Below are 13457 nucleotides of genomic sequence, written 5' to 3' on the forward strand. Positions count from 1 at the left end.
GACGTTCGGCGGCATCCGGTGCACGACACTACGATTGCCCCATGAGCATCTCCCCCGATTCCCGCGTCGCCGTCGTCACCGGAGCGTCCTCCGGCATCGGCGAGGCGACCGCCCGCACACTCGCCGCGCAGGGCTTCCACGTCGTGGTGGGCGCACGGCGCCTCGACCGGCTGCAGAAACTCGCCGACGAGATCGGTGGCACCGCCCTCGAGCTCGACGTCACCGACGAGGATTCGGTGGAGGCCTTCACCACGGTGCTGCCGCGCGTCGACGTCCTGATCAACAACGCCGGGGGCGCCAAAGGACTCGCGCCGGTCACCGAGGCCGTCGAGGACGACTGGCGCTGGATGTGGGAAACCAACGTCATCGGCACCCTGCGCGTCACCAAGGCACTGATTCCGAAGCTCATCGCCTCCGGCGACGGATTGATCGTCACCGTCACATCGGTCGCGGCCTTCGAGGCGTACGACAACGGTGCCGGTTACACCTCCGCCAAGCACGCTCAAGCGGTGCTCCACCGCACCCTGCGGGGCGAACTCCTCGGGCAGCCCGTCCGGTTGACCGAGATCGCCCCGGGAGCGGTCGAGACGGAGTTCTCGCTGGTCCGGTTCGAGGGAGACCGCGAACGCGCCGACAAGGTGTACGAGGGCATCACGCCGCTCGTCGCACAGGACATCGCCGAGATCATCGGCTTCGTCGCGTCCCGCCCGTCGCACGTCGACCTCGATCAGATCATCGTCAAGCCCCGTGATCAGGCGAGCGCGGGGCGGTTCCACCGCGTGACCGACTGAAGTTCGTCGGTACTGTCGTCGACTGTGCGGCAACACCACCTGACAGCCGGTCCCCTGCTCGACGACGACGGCGCGCTCGTCGAGGCAGGATGGGCCACGGCCGAGGACCGTGCGTACGACCGGTCACGCATCGCGTCCTCGCGCCTGCGGATCAAGGAGTGGGACTACTACTGCGTCCTGTCCGACGGCCCGGCGGGCCCGTTCGGGATCGCACTGACCGTCGCGGACAACGGCTATGTGGGCCTTCTCGGCGCCAGTGCGCTCGATCTCGCGGCCCGCTCCGAGACCACCGAGAACACCCTGGTCCCGTTCCCCCTCGGCCGTATGCGGATGCCGGGGAGCGCGGATGCGGGTGACGTCGTGATCCGCCGCGGTGGGGTGCGGATCGAATACCGACTCGAGCGCGGGGGACGCCGCCTGATCGTCGATCATCCGGGATTCGGCGGTGGTCGCGGACTGACCGGCGAGCTGCTGCTCACGCAGCCCGCCGAGGACCGGATGGTCATCGCGACGCCCTTCCCCCGCGCCCGGAAAGCCTTCTACTACAACCAGAAGATCAACTGTCTGGCGGCGCGGGGCACGATCACCGTGGGCGGAGTGGAGCACGTCTTCGATCCGGACAGCTCGTTCGGGGTGTTCGACTGGGGCCGCGGGGTGTGGACCTACGACAACACCTGGTACTGGGGTTCCGCCTCGGGACTCCACGACGGGGTGCGGTTCGGGTTCAATATCGGTTACGGCTTCGGCGACACCACCGCGGCGAGCGAGAACATGCTCTTCCACGACGGGGTGGCGCACAAACTCGACCGTGTGTACTTCCATCTGCCCCGCGACACCTACGACGGCGCGCCCTGGCGGTTCACCAGCAACGACGACCGGTTCGACATGTACTTCGAGCCGATCCTCGATCGGGCCGCCGACGTGAACGCAGTGCTCGTGCGGTCCACCCAGCATCAGGTCTTCGGCCGCTTCACCGGGACCGCGGTGCTCGACGACGGCAGCAGCCTCGAGATCGAGAACCTGCTCGGGTTCGCCGAGGAGGTCCGCAACCGCTGGTGAGCGCGCCGAGGATCGACCGCGAGGATCAGACGGTGCAGTTCACGGTCACCGGTTCGGGATGCAGGCGTACACCGAAGGCATCCTCGACACCGTCGCGCACCCGTCGGGCCAGTGCGACGAGATCCGCGGTCGACGCCTCTCCCCTGTTGGTGAGTGCCAGGGTGTGCTTCGTCGACAATCGTGCCGGCGCGTCGGCATCCGGAAAGCCCTTGGCGAAACCCGCTCGTTCGATGAGCCAGCCGGCCGACAATTTGGTCCCGCCCTCCGCGGGGAACTGCGGGATCCGTACGTCCTCTCCCACCCGCGCGGCGATCGCCGCCAGCACACCGGGCAGCCGGTCGTCGGGTACGACGGGGTTGGTGAAGAACGATCCCGCACTCCAGGTGTCGTGGTCGCCGGCGTCGAGCACCATGCCTTTGCTCCGCCGCAACGCGAGGACGTGCTCGCGTACTTCCGCCGCCGGCCTGCGTTCGCCTTCCGCGGCACCGAGTGCGACCGCGAGCTCACGGTACGCCAGCGGTGCGCTGGTGCCGTCGCTTCGCAGATCCAGTTCGACCTCGAGGACCACCGCCGTATCCGTGTGCTTGAGGACGCTGGTGCGGTAACCGAGACCGAGGGCGCCGGGCCCGACCCACTCGTCCTGTCCGGTACGACGATCGAGCAGGCGGACCCGGCGGAGGACCGAGCCCACCTCGACGCCGTAGGCCCCGACGTTCTGCACGGGGGTCGCGCCGGCGGACCCCGGGATTCCCGACAGGCATTCGAGCCCGCCGAATCCGGCGTCCACCGTGGCGGCGACGACCTCGTCCCATCCCGCCCCCGCGTCCGCCCGGACGTGGTCGTCGTGGACGTCGACACCGGTCGTGGCGATCCGCACCACGACGCCGTCGAACCCGTCGTCGCCGATCACCAGGTTCGAGCCGCCGGCGAGGAGCAGGAGCGGGACGCCCTGCTCGTCGAGAATGCGTACCACGTCGATCAACGACGAGGTAGAGCTGCATTCCGCGAGATACCGGGCCGGTCCCCCGAGTCGCAGGGTCGTGAAATCCGACAGCGGCACCTGCTCGGACACGGCGGCTCCCGCATCGGCGAGCCGGGCCCTGGTACGTGGATCAAGCACCAGCAAACGGTAGCGTGCCCCGTATGGGCAGCCCTATCGACCACACTGCGAAGTACTCCTACCCCTCCGCGGCGGTGCACGCGGCGTTCACCGACCCGCAGTACTGGCACACCCGGTTGCGCGAGGTGGGTGGCCCGGGAGCAGCCGTCGACCGGGTCGACGGCGGTGACGGCACGATCGAGCTGGAGCTCCGGCAGGCCATCCCGGCCGAACACCTTCCGAGCATGGTCACGAGCCTGCGACCCGGCGATCTGGTCATCCAGCGCCGTGAGGCGTGGGGCGCATTCGACGGCGACCGCGCCGAGGGCAAGTTCTCCGCCCATGTCGACGGGATGCCGGGCGAGGTCACCGGGGTGATGACCCTGCTGTCCGACGGCACGGCGTCGTCCGTCGTCATCGAGGGCACCGTGGAGGTGAAGATCCCGTTCCTCGGCTCCAAGATCGAGGGGATGATCGTCGAGCAGCTGATCGGCCTGTTCGATGCGGAGCGCACCTTCACCGAGCAGTGGCTGAACGGCGACTACTCCGCCTGAGCACGCCGGTGCCGTCCCGTCCCACTCGCCCGTGATTTCCGGACGGGCGGGTAGGGACGGTATCCTGGCCGGTCGTGTCACGGCGCATCGATTACTCCGCCCGCTTCTCCCATCCCCCGGAGCGGGTGTACGAGGCTCTCGCCGACCCCGATCACTGGGAAGCGCGCGTGACCGAGATGCGCAAGTACTCCGAGAACCACGTCCGCGACTTCGCGGCTTCCGAGTCCGGAATCGTGCTGGTGCTGCACCATGTCCTCCCGCGTTCCGACCTGCCGGAGATCGCCCGCACGGTGATCAGGAAGGACATGGTCATCACTCGTACCGAGCGCTACGGCCCGTTCACCGGCCGGGCCACGGGCACCTACGAGGCGACGATTCCCGGGGGCCCGGGAAGCCTGACGGGCACGATGGAACTCTCCGCCGGCGAGCACGGCGCCACACTGCGCACCACCTCCGAGGCCAAGGTCGACATCCCGTTCGTGGGCGGCAGGCTCGAAGAACTCATCCTCACCAACCTCCTCGACGTGTTCCGCACCGAAGCGGCGATCACAGCCGACTGGCTGGCCCGACGGTAGGAGCGTGCGAACCCGAGGACCTGTCGGCGTCGTCACCCGCGGCACGACCGGCATCAACCGGCTGCGCCGCAGCGACCGCTGGGCGATGCACGACCCCCACATCGCGAAGGCGCTGACCGACGCCGTCGACCCCCTCGTGGTGGATCTGGGCTACGGCGCCATGCCGGTGACCACTCTCGAACTCGCGGCACGCTTGCGCCGGGTCCGGCCGGATCTGCGGGTGGTGGGTCTCGAGATCGATCCCGAACGCGTCGTTCCCGGCCGCGACGGCGTCGAGTTCGCCCGGGGCGGTTTCGAACTGGCGGGCCTCCGGCCCACGCTCGTCCGGGCGTTCAACGTGCTTCGCCAGTACCCGGAGGAGGCCGTCGGCCCGGCGTGGGAACGACTGCGTTCGGGACTCGCGCCCGGCGGGCTGCTCATCGACGGCACGTGCGACGAACTGGGCCGGCGTTGCGCCTGGGTGCTCCTCGACGAGCACGGTCCCCGCTCGCTGACACTGGCGTGGAGCCCGTTCCATGTGGAGACACCGTCCGATGTGGCCGAGCGGTTGCCGAAGGCGCTGATCCATCGGAACGTGCCGGGCGAACCGATCCACGCCCTGTTGCGCGCCGCCGACCGCGCGTGGGCGACGAGCGCCCCGCATGCGGCCTTCGGGCCACGGATCCGCTGGCAGGCGAGCCTGGAGCTGCTGCGTGAGCAGGGTTTCCCGGTGCGTCCGTCCCGTCGGCGCCTGCGCGACTGCGTCCTGACGGTGCCCTGGAGCGCGGTGGCGCCGGCGAGCTTCTCGTAAGGGTCAGCCGGCGGCGAGCAGTGCCAGTTCGATCCGGTCGGCGACCGCCGCGGGCTGATTCGCCACCGCGGCATGCAGTTCGTCGGAGTCGACGCGCCCGAGAGCGAGAGCATCGCCGACGAGTTCGTCGAGTACCTCCTGCGACACACCACCCGCCGCGAGATCGACGGCGGTCCGGGCAGGCGTGGTGATCCGGAACGCTCCGACGATCTCGCAGTCGTCCGCCGTCAGCGTCCGGTGGTGCAGGGCGAGGCGGTTGCTCGGGACGCTGCGCTGGTCCGGGGTGGACAGGTGCAGGAAGCGCGGTTGCAGATGACCCATGCCGTGCAGGTCGGCGGCGCTCTGGTGCGAGACGACGGCTTCGCCCTCGTACCACGTGCACCATTGGGCGAACTCGTCGAACTTGGTCCGGGGGCTGTCGCTCAACCGGAACAGCTCGACCTCGATCCGGATCCACGATCCCGAGTCGATCCGTCCGGCGAACTCGTGTGTGGCTATGCCTTCACCGACCGCCTGGCGGGCGGTGAAGAAACCTGCTTGCGTGGCGGCAAGGCGCCGCAGCGAGTCGTCGGCATCGGCCCGCCCGGTTGCGTCGTGACCTGAATCCGTCCACCCTGTCATGGCGCCCAGCGTAGCCGACGATGTGGTGCACCTCACATATTTTCCGCATCCGACGGTCGTGTGCTCAGTGCATCTTCAGAGTTCTCCGGAACAATCGGCAAGCATGACGCAACGGAAGCGCACTCGCCTCGTCACGATCGTCGTCGTTCTCGTCGCCGCGCTCGTCGCTGTGCTGGTGGGCGCGGAGGTCTACGTCCGGAACCGCGCGACGACCTGTCTCGCCCAGTCGTTCGAGAGCGAACTCGGCACGGGGGTCGACGTCGATCTGAGCTGGAAACCGGTCCTGCTGCAACTACTCGACCGGCAGGTACCGTCGGTCACCCTCGACAGCGACGACACCGCCTTCGGGCCCGCCCAGCAGATGCAGGTGCATGCCGAGGTCCACAACGTGGATCTGCGTGACTCCGCGGAGGGCGCCGGCACCATCGGCAGTTCGAGCGCCGACGTCTCGTGGCCCGTCTCCGGAATTCTCGCGACGGTACAGAGCCAATCCGTGGGCGCACTCGTCACGGACGTCGCCGCCGACGAGAACGCCGGCACTCTGACCTTCACGGTCGGCGGTCAGGGTCTGGCCGAGTTCACCGCGCGCCCCGTGGTGAACGACGGGACGGTGACGATCGAGACGACCGACGCCTCGATCCTGGGAATCGGGCTTCCCACAGCTCTCGTCGACGGGGTGGTGGACATCCTGACCTCCGGTCTGCAGCAGTACCCGCTGGGTATGCGGGCCACCGAGGTGAAGGTGACCGAGTCCGGCGTCGATCTGCGCCTCGAGGGGGGACCCTTCGTACTGCCGGAGGCGCCGCAGGGACAGCAGCAACAGCAACAGGACAGTTGCGGCCTGCTGGCGTGAGCGACGGGGTCAGTCCGGCAGCGCGTCCAGCACTGCGCGGCTGCCGGACAACCCGAGACGCGTCGCACCGGCCTCGATCATGGCGACCGCGGCCTCCGCGGTGCGAATCCCTCCGCTGGCCTTGACACCGAGCCGTCCGCCCACCGTCTCCGCCATGAGCGCCACCGCGTGGGTGGTGGCTCCGCCGGCCGGATGGAAGCCGGTGGAGGTCTTCACGAAATCCGCCCCGGCCTTCTCCGCTGCGCGGCACACCTCGACGATCGTTTCGTCCGAGAGCACCGCGGATTCGATGATCACCTTGAGCACGGGATCGAAACCGATCGCCTCGCGCACGGTGAGGATGTCGGCGAGAACGGCGTTGTAGTCACCGGCGACCGCAGCGCCCACGTCGATCACCATGTCGATCTCTCTCGCCCCCTGCTCCACGGCGAGGCGCGCTTCGGCGCCCTTGACGAGTGAGTGATGCTTCCCGGAGGGAAATCCCACGACCGTGGCGATCCGGACCCCTTCGGCTCGCAGCGGCAGCATCGACGGCGACACGCACACCGCGTACACGCCGAGCTCGACGGCCTCGTCCACGAGGCCTCGCACGTCCTGTGCCGACGCTTCGGGCTTGAGGAGAGTGTGGTCGATCATCGACGCGACCTGCGCGCGGGTCAGCGAGGTTCCGGACATGACTGCAGCTTCCCACATGTCGGGGTTCGGCGGCCGGGCCGGCATGTTCCGCACCGTGCGGGGTAGCCGGCTCGCACGGAGATTCCGGTGCTCGCACTTCTCGTCGCAGTCGTCGCCGTGGTGATCGCTCGCAGGCACAGCAGACGGAGATAATTCGATACCGCGATTTCGCTTCGCACCCCACAATGAGCGGATGCTGATCCGTCGTGAGCTGTCGGAGGACGTCGACGCGATCGCAGCCGTGCATCGCGCTGCGTTCGTCCCCTTCGCCGTGCCCGGCCGTGAGCCGGTCGAATCCGGCCTGGTCGCGTCGTTGAGAGCGAGCGACGCATGGCTGCCACCGCTGTCGATCGTGGCCGAGGACACCGGGGGCGCGATCGTCGGGCACGTCGTTGCCACGCGAGGATTCGTCGGCGACGTGCCCGCCCTGGGGCTGGGACCGCTGGGTGTCCGTCCCGATCTGCAGCGTTCCGGTGTGGGGAGTGCTCTGATGCATGCCGTGCTCGGCGCGGCCGACGCGCTGGACGAATCGATCGTGCTCCTGCTCGGGCATCCGGACTACTACCCTCGCTTCGGTTTCGTACGCGCCACAGAACTCGGTGTCTTCCCGGACGTCGAGGACTGGGGTCCCCACTTCCAGGCCCGCGCGCTCTCGGCGCATCGACCGGGCCTGCGAGGCACCTTCCGCTACGCCGCACCGTTCTACACCCTCGAGGAGCAGGAATGAACGACGATCGGCCGGACCACCTCTCTGCTTCCGGTTCTCCGTGGTCCGACTCCGCCGAGACGGCGCGCACGTTCGACGCGGCCGGCAGCGATTTCGACGCATTGACCCCGAGGCTGTGGGGACCGGCCGGTCAAGCCCTGATCTTCCAGTTGGGCGTTTCTCCCGGCGAGTTCGTGCTCGACGCGTGCTGCGGGACGGGATCGTCCGCACTTCCCGCTGCGGCGGCGGTCGGTCCCGAGGGGCGTGTCCACGCGGTGGACATCGCGGACGAACTCCTCGAACGCGGTCGCCTGGCAGCCGAGGCCCGGGGCCTGAAGAACATCGACTTCGTCTGCACCGACGCCTCCCGGTGGGAGATGCCGTCGGATGTCGCGGACCGGGGCTACGACGCCCTCTCGATCTCGTACGGGGTCTTCTTCCTCCCCGACATGGATCGATCCTTCTGGCATCTCACCTCGCTCGTGCGGCAGGGCGGACGGGTCGGGGTGACGGTGTGGCGACGGGGGGCGATCGAGGAATTCGCATCGATCGTGTTCGATGTCGCGGCACGCCACTCCCCCGAACTGCGCGAGCGCCCCGAACTGCGCGACCACACGCCACTGCATCGGATCGATACCCCGGAGACGATCGAGGCGTGGCTCGTGGACGCCGGAACGGATTCCGTGGAGGTCCGGACCCTGTCGAATCTGCTGCCCGCGACGGACGAGCTGTGCTGGTCACTCGTGATCGGTACGGGCCTGCGGGCAGCGCTGACCGGACTCGACGGCGAGCAGACGGAAACGGTGCGACGGGAACTCGCCGAGGAGGTCACGACACGCGGAGTGCACACGATCGACGCCACCACCCTCGTGGCCTCGGCCACAGTGCGACGCCCTCCGGCCTCCGGCTGACGACCGGGGAACAGCCCCTGCCTGCCACCTGAGACAATCGGAGCATGACGCTCGCCTCTTCCGCCGACGACCGACGTTACGTTCTGACACTGGGCTGCCCGGACGCCACCGGGATCGTCGCCCGTATCTCCACCTTCCTCGCGGAGGTCGGTGGTTCGATCGTCGAGGCGGCCTATCACGCCGACCAGGACAGCGGATGGTTCTTCACCAGGCAGGCCGTCCGGGCGTCGTCGATCCCGTTCGGCATCGACGAACTGCGCGAGAAGTTCGCGAGCGTCGCGGCGGACATCGGCCCGCAGACCGAATGGACGCTCTCGGACACCGGCAAGCGCAAGCGGATCGTGCTGCTCGTGAGCAAGGAAGCGCACTGTCTGCACGACATCCTGGGGCGGGTCGCCGCGGGAGAACTCGACGCCGAGGTGTGCGCCGTCATCGGTAATCATCGCGAGCTCGAAGCCGTGGCGCAGCGTCACGGCATCGACTACCACTACGTGTCGTTCCCGAAGGACCCCGCCGACCGTGGGCCGGCCTTCGAACAGGTGCGCAAGCTCGTCGACGCGCACGATCCGCACGCGGTCGTCCTCGCCCGGTTCATGCAGGTGCTTCCGGAGGAGCTGTGCGAGCACTGGGCCGGGCGGGCGATCAACATCCACCACAGCTTCCTGCCGTCGTTCGTCGGGGCTCGGCCCTACCACCAGGCGTTCACGCGCGGCGTCAAGCTCATCGGAGCGACCTGCCATTACGTCACGGCCGAACTCGACGCCGGTCCCATCATCGAGCAGGACGTCGTCCGCGTCAGCCACAGCGACAGCGTGAGCGACATGGTCCGTCAGGGTCGCGACGTCGAGAAGCTGGTCCTGTCGCGCGGTCTGCGCTGGCATCTCGAGGATCGTGTGCTCGTGCACGACAGCAAGACGGTCGTCTTCAGGTAGGCCCGCCCGGCCGCGGGTGGTTCGTCAGCCGACGGGCACGCCCGCGCGTTCGGCGAGGTGCGCGATCTCCTCGTCGAACCTGTCGATGGCTTCGACCGAACTCATGTGCCCGACGCCGTCGAGCACCACGAGGCGCTCGAGATTTCCGGCACGGTCGAGTTCCTCCGCGAGGCGCCGAGCGTGCACGGGCGGAGTGAGACGATCGGCCGTGCCGACGAGCACCGTCGTCGGTACGGTCAGATTCCGCAGGCCCTCCCGGATGTCGAGCGCGCTCAGTGCCCGGCCCCACCCTCCTCGCGTGCGCGGCGGGCAGCCGAGCACGATCCGCTCGCAGAAGGCCACCTCCGCGGTGCTCGCGCGGGGCGACAGCGCCACGTACCGCAGTGCCCGGGTGGTGACCGGTGACGAGGCCAGCGGAAGCGTCGCGCCCATGAGCCGGCTCGCCACGGGGACCGGCACCCGCGGGAAACGCTCCGGCAACGGCACGATGGCCGAGTCGGCGACGAGCCGGTCGGTTCCCGTGCTGGCGAGCAACACACCCGCGACCGTGCGGTGGACGTTCTCGGGGTACTTCTCCGCCCACGAGATGATGCTCATGCCACCCATGCTGTGGCCCGCGAGTATCGCTTTCGTCCCGGGACGGAGAACGGCATCGAGGACCGCCTGGAGATCGTCGGCCAGCACGTCGGCGCCCAGCGGACGAGCCCCGGTCTCGCTGTCTCCGTGCCCTCGCTGGTCGTAGACCACGACGCGGTAGTTCTCCGCGAACGCGTTGATCTGCGGCGTCCAGTAGGCGGCGTTGCACGTCCAGCCGTGGCAGAAGACCAGCACGGGCGCGTCACGGTCTCCGTAGGCGAGCACGTTCAGACGTGCACCGTCCTCGGTCCGGACGTCGACGGCTTCGGGTTCGATCTCCGGTTCGTGCAGCAGCGCATGCGGCGGGCCGTCCTCGGCGCGGACGACGGTGCGAGTCCGGCGCGTGCGGGCGAGAACGGTTGCGGCGGCTGCCACGACGATCGAGCCCGCGACGATCGACGCGGTCGGGGACGGTTTTCTCACGGGCGGGGATCTCCTGGTGCTCGGACGGGAATCGCATCGGCGCGCGTCACATGACGTGCGCGCGCCGCAACAGCAGTGTCGACGGACCGCCGATCAGACCCACCTCGTCGAGGAACTCGACCGTGCGGCGGGTGCCCTGACGGATCCTGTCGTGATAGTGCCGGTTCGCGCGCGCAGCCCTTTTCGCCTCGGCGATGTCGAGTCCGGCTGCGGCGTAGACCTGGTCGTTCACCAGACTGGTGACGACGAAATACGCGCTGACACCCAAGTGGAGGCGGACCCACGCACGCTGCAGGCGACTCGCGTGGGCGGAGCGCCGGCGGGTCTCCTCGCGCGCGTACCGGATGTGCCGCGACTCCTCCACGACGTGGATGTGACTCACCGTGCGGGTGATCGGCTGGACACGCTCGTCGCGCATGAAGTCGCGCTGCATCATGTCGAGGATCTCCTCGGCGAACAGCGTGCCGCCGTAGGCGAGGGCGCCGCGCGCGATCGCCTTGAAGAGCCGGCCGCTCTCGCGGATCCAGCGCTTGGGGCGGTAGGAGGGGATCCCGGACCGCTGCGCCGAGCGGGCGAACATGATCGAGTGCCGGCATTCGTCGGCGATCTCGGTGAGCCCGAACTGCACGTAGGGGGTCGCGGGATCGTGCCGGTAGAGGTCACGGACGAGCATCTGCATGAGGATCATCTCGAACCAGATGCCGGTGCCGGCGATGCTCGCGGCTTCGTGTTTGGTGAGAGTGATGCGCTGGTCCTCCGACATGCGTTCCCACAGGTCGGTGCCGTAGAGGCTGCACCATTCCGGCGTCATGCCGTACTTGCCGTCCACCAGCGGCGCGTCCCAGTCGATCTCCAGCATCGGATCGTAGGACAGCCGTGCGGACGAATCGAGCAGACGTTGCGCAGTCTCCTGCCGGTTCTCGGTGGACCCTTCACCCGGCAGGAGGTCGTGCTTTCGCGTGAGCGTCATCGCCGACCACCTCGTCTCGGAAAATATCCGTTACCCGAAGTGTCATTATCTGGATCACAGTTGTCAAGCGATGCGCCGGAGCGCCCGGACTACCACCGAGGACGCTGGACCTCCTCGACCCGCGGACGGACGTCCACGAGGTACACGCACACCGCGACGACCGCGATGATGCCGAGCAGGCCCACTGCACCGAACACGAGGAGCACGAGCAGTGCGGCCACCAGGATGCCGAGCCAGACGGGCTTGGTCAGCTTGTCGACGGCCGGAAACGCCTCGGACGGCTGACGCACCGCATGGAACAGCGCGAAGCCCGCCCCGGCGATGGCGATGATCTGCAGCGCGAGGATGATCAGACCGGCAAGTGAATCGACATTGGTCACGCCACCAGTCTACGAGAATCGGCCCCCGTGCACGTTCGCACGGGGGCCGATCGGTCACAGCAGGTCAGGAGCCGCTGGTCTTGCGCGGCGCCGCCTTCTTCGCGGGAGTCTTCTTCGCGGGGGTCTTCTTGGCGGGCGTCTTCGCCGCGCTCTTCACGGGAGCTTTGGCCGCAGCGGTGGCGGGAGTCTCGGCCGACGTCTTCGCGGGCGCCTTCTTGGCCGGAGTCTTCGCGGGCGCCTTCTTGGCGGGGGTCTTGGCGGGAGTGACCTGCACCGGTTCGGCCGGGGTCGCCACGGACTCGACCTTCTCCGCGGCCTTGCCCGCTGCCTCACGGACGTCGCCCCGGGCGGACTCGACGCGTCCCGCGGCGTCGGAACTCGTTCCCTCGGCCCGCTCGCCGAGCGCGGTCACACGCTCGGCGGCCTTCTCGCCGGCACTCGACACGGCCTCGCTCACGTCCTCGCCGGTCTCCGAGATCCGGCCGGCCGCACGGCCGGCGAGCTTCGCCGCCTGTTCGCCGACCTCACGGGTCCGGCGCGCCACCGTCCCGAGTGCTTCCTCGGTGAGATCGGCAGCATCGCCGAGCACCGCTTCGGCGCGGCCGAGACCCTCCTCGAGGCCGGGCTGGGACCGCAGACGCTCGATGGTCTCCTCGCCCCGCTCGGCGAGCGCGGTGTACAGATCGGAGGCGACCTTCAGATACGCCTCGGCGACCTTCCGAAGTTCTTCGGCGCTGAAACGCTCGCGCAGCTCGGCGATCTCCTCGGGCAGTTCGGCCGGCAGTTCGGCGAGACGCTCCCGAAGGGACTCGACGGTCTCGGTCAGGTCGGCGGGCAGGGTCGCGAAGCGATCGCGCGCGGTCTCGACCCGCTCGGCCACCTCGTTGCGATTGCTCTCGGCGCGCCGACGGGCTTGGGCCACGAGGTCGGCGACCGCCTGGACGACGGCGTCGCCGGCCCCTACGGCGGCGTAGAGGGACGTACGGATGTTGTTGGGATCGGTCATGGGGATTTCTCCTCGTCGAAGTCTGTCGGATTGTCGGGCGCGGCATCACCGGCGTCCTGGCGGTTCTCCCGGCAGAACGAGTCGTAGATGTCGAGCAGGACCTGCTTCTGCCGTTCGGTGAGAACGGGGTCGACGAGCACCGCGTCGCGCACGGCACTCTCCGCTCGATGCTCGAGAATCCCGGCTCGTACGTAGAGAACCTCTGCCGAGAGCCGTAGCCCCTTGGCGATCTGGGCGAGCACTTCCGCGGACGGTTTGCGCAGCCCCCGTTCGATCTGACTCAGGTAGGGATTGCTGACACCGGCCAGTTGCGAGAGCTGCCGAAGCGAAACCTGCGCGGCCTCGCGCTGGGACCGGATGAAGGCACCGATGTCCTGGGCGGCGTTGTTGACCACCCGTGCGGCGACATCCCCCGGCCCGGCACTGTCGTCCGGTGCGCCCGAGCCCTGGATCGGATCTGGTTCCGTGGACACGAC

General features: G+C 68.8%; 17 protein-coding genes. 9 read left to right on the top strand and 8 right to left on the bottom strand.

What is annotated here, in order from left to right; genetic code table 11:
* Positions 1-41 precede the first annotated feature (41 nt).
* Entirely contained in the window at positions 42-791 is a 750-nt protein-coding gene (locus MOM01_RS16520) for an SDR family NAD(P)-dependent oxidoreductase (RefSeq protein WP_241386508.1), read from the top strand.
* 24 nt (positions 792-815) lie between these two features.
* The gene (locus MOM01_RS16525) at positions 816-1850 is read left to right on the top strand and encodes a DUF2804 domain-containing protein (RefSeq protein ID WP_241386509.1); all 1035 of its coding nucleotides are present in this window, start codon (positions 816-818) and stop codon (positions 1848-1850) included.
* 25 nt (positions 1851-1875) lie between these two features.
* Here the strand turns inward: MOM01_RS16525 and MOM01_RS16530 are convergent, their stop codons facing one another.
* A complete protein-coding gene (locus tag MOM01_RS16530) occupies positions 1876-2970 on the bottom strand; it encodes a UDP-N-acetylmuramate dehydrogenase (RefSeq protein ID WP_308197001.1) in 1095 nt (364 codons plus the stop codon).
* 23 nt (positions 2971-2993) lie between these two features.
* Between MOM01_RS16530 and MOM01_RS16535 the strand changes: the two genes are divergently transcribed.
* From MOM01_RS16535 to MOM01_RS16545, 3 genes are all read left to right on the top strand, one after another.
* Positions 2994-3503: a DUF2505 domain-containing protein gene (locus MOM01_RS16535; RefSeq protein WP_241386510.1), complete on the top strand. Its 510-nt coding sequence runs from the start codon at positions 2994-2996 to the stop codon at positions 3501-3503.
* A gap of 74 nt (positions 3504-3577) precedes the next feature.
* Positions 3578-4078, top strand: coding sequence for a DUF2505 domain-containing protein (locus tag MOM01_RS16540; protein WP_241386511.1), 501 nt, complete (start codon positions 3578-3580; stop codon positions 4076-4078).
* 4 nt (positions 4079-4082) lie between these two features.
* A complete protein-coding gene (locus tag MOM01_RS16545) occupies positions 4083-4868 on the top strand; it encodes a class I SAM-dependent methyltransferase (protein WP_241386512.1) in 786 nt (261 codons plus the stop codon).
* A gap of 3 nt (positions 4869-4871) precedes the next feature.
* Here the strand turns inward: MOM01_RS16545 and MOM01_RS16550 are convergent, their stop codons facing one another.
* Positions 4872-5489, bottom strand: a complete 618-nt coding sequence (locus tag MOM01_RS16550; protein WP_241386513.1) for a type IV toxin-antitoxin system AbiEi family antitoxin domain-containing protein — start codon at positions 5487-5489, stop codon at positions 4872-4874.
* A 103-nt stretch (positions 5490-5592) separates the two neighbouring features.
* Here MOM01_RS16550 and MOM01_RS16555 point away from each other — a divergent pair, with 103 nt between their 5' ends.
* Positions 5593-6342, top strand: coding sequence for an LmeA family phospholipid-binding protein (locus tag MOM01_RS16555; protein WP_241386514.1), 750 nt, complete (start codon positions 5593-5595; stop codon positions 6340-6342).
* Positions 6343-6351: 9 nt separating this feature from the next.
* Here MOM01_RS16555 and deoC read toward each other — a convergent pair whose 3' ends face one another.
* Positions 6352-7017: a deoxyribose-phosphate aldolase gene (deoC, locus tag MOM01_RS16560; protein WP_241386515.1), complete on the bottom strand. Its 666-nt coding sequence runs from the start codon at positions 7015-7017 to the stop codon at positions 6352-6354.
* A gap of 193 nt (positions 7018-7210) precedes the next feature.
* Between deoC and MOM01_RS16565 the strand changes: the two genes are divergently transcribed.
* The 3 genes from MOM01_RS16565 to purU are packed head-to-tail and all read left to right on the top strand — an operon-like array spanning position 7211 to position 9566.
* The gene (locus tag MOM01_RS16565; RefSeq protein WP_241386516.1) at positions 7211-7744 is read left to right on the top strand and encodes a GNAT family N-acetyltransferase; all 534 of its coding nucleotides are present in this window, start codon (positions 7211-7213) and stop codon (positions 7742-7744) included.
* Complete coding sequence (locus MOM01_RS16570) at positions 7741-8634, top strand: class I SAM-dependent methyltransferase (protein WP_241386517.1); 894 nt, start codon at positions 7741-7743, stop codon at positions 8632-8634. The genes MOM01_RS16565 and MOM01_RS16570 overlap by 4 nt, the downstream gene beginning before the upstream one ends.
* Positions 8635-8678: 44 nt before the next feature.
* A complete protein-coding gene (purU, locus tag MOM01_RS16575; protein WP_241386518.1) occupies positions 8679-9566 on the top strand; it encodes a formyltetrahydrofolate deformylase in 888 nt (295 codons plus the stop codon).
* Between the two features lie 24 nt (positions 9567-9590).
* Here the strand turns inward: purU and MOM01_RS16580 are convergent, their stop codons facing one another.
* From MOM01_RS16580 to MOM01_RS16600, 5 genes are all read right to left on the bottom strand, one after another.
* Positions 9591-10625 (bottom strand): alpha/beta fold hydrolase, encoded by a 1035-nt coding sequence (locus MOM01_RS16580; RefSeq protein ID WP_241386519.1) that lies wholly within the window; start codon positions 10623-10625, stop codon positions 9591-9593.
* A gap of 46 nt (positions 10626-10671) precedes the next feature.
* On the bottom strand, positions 10672-11595 hold the full coding sequence (locus MOM01_RS16585) for an AurF N-oxygenase family protein (RefSeq protein ID WP_241386520.1): 924 nt from the start codon (positions 11593-11595) through the stop codon (positions 10672-10674).
* Between the two features lie 89 nt (positions 11596-11684).
* A complete protein-coding gene (locus MOM01_RS16590; RefSeq protein WP_241386521.1) occupies positions 11685-11975 on the bottom strand; it encodes a DUF2516 family protein in 291 nt (96 codons plus the stop codon).
* Between the two features lie 64 nt (positions 11976-12039).
* On the bottom strand, positions 12040-12981 hold the full coding sequence (locus tag MOM01_RS16595; RefSeq protein ID WP_241386522.1) for a heparin-binding hemagglutinin: 942 nt from the start codon (positions 12979-12981) through the stop codon (positions 12040-12042).
* Positions 12978-13454: a helix-turn-helix domain-containing protein gene (locus tag MOM01_RS16600; protein ID WP_308197002.1), complete on the bottom strand. Its 477-nt coding sequence runs from the start codon at positions 13452-13454 to the stop codon at positions 12978-12980. The genes MOM01_RS16595 and MOM01_RS16600 overlap by 4 nt, the downstream gene beginning before the upstream one ends.
* Positions 13455-13457 lie beyond the last annotated feature (3 nt).

The organism is Rhodococcus sp. CH91, from assembly GCF_022554085.1.
GTDB lineage: Bacteria > Actinomycetota > Actinomycetes > Mycobacteriales > Mycobacteriaceae > Rhodococcus.

Coding starts and splice junctions, on each gene's coding strand:
- MOM01_RS16520 (WP_241386508.1), top strand. CDS start 42: ATGAGCATCTCCCCCGATTCCCGCGTCGCCGTCGTCACCGGAGCGTCC.
- MOM01_RS16535 (WP_241386510.1), top strand. CDS start 2,994: ATGGGCAGCCCTATCGACCACACTGCGAAGTACTCCTACCCCTCCGCG.
- MOM01_RS16550 (WP_241386513.1), bottom strand. CDS start 5,489: ATGACAGGGTGGACGGATTCAGGTCACGACGCAACCGGGCGGGCCGAT.
- MOM01_RS16555 (WP_241386514.1), top strand. CDS start 5,593: ATGACGCAACGGAAGCGCACTCGCCTCGTCACGATCGTCGTCGTTCTC.
- deoC (WP_241386515.1), bottom strand. CDS start 7,017: ATGTCCGGAACCTCGCTGACCCGCGCGCAGGTCGCGTCGATGATCGAC.
- MOM01_RS16565 (WP_241386516.1), top strand. CDS start 7,211: ATGCTGATCCGTCGTGAGCTGTCGGAGGACGTCGACGCGATCGCAGCC.
- MOM01_RS16570 (WP_241386517.1), top strand. CDS start 7,741: ATGAACGACGATCGGCCGGACCACCTCTCTGCTTCCGGTTCTCCGTGG.
- purU (WP_241386518.1), top strand. CDS start 8,679: ATGACGCTCGCCTCTTCCGCCGACGACCGACGTTACGTTCTGACACTG.
- MOM01_RS16585 (WP_241386520.1), bottom strand. CDS start 11,595: ATGACGCTCACGCGAAAGCACGACCTCCTGCCGGGTGAAGGGTCCACC.
- MOM01_RS16595 (WP_241386522.1), bottom strand. CDS start 12,981: ATGACCGATCCCAACAACATCCGTACGTCCCTCTACGCCGCCGTAGGG.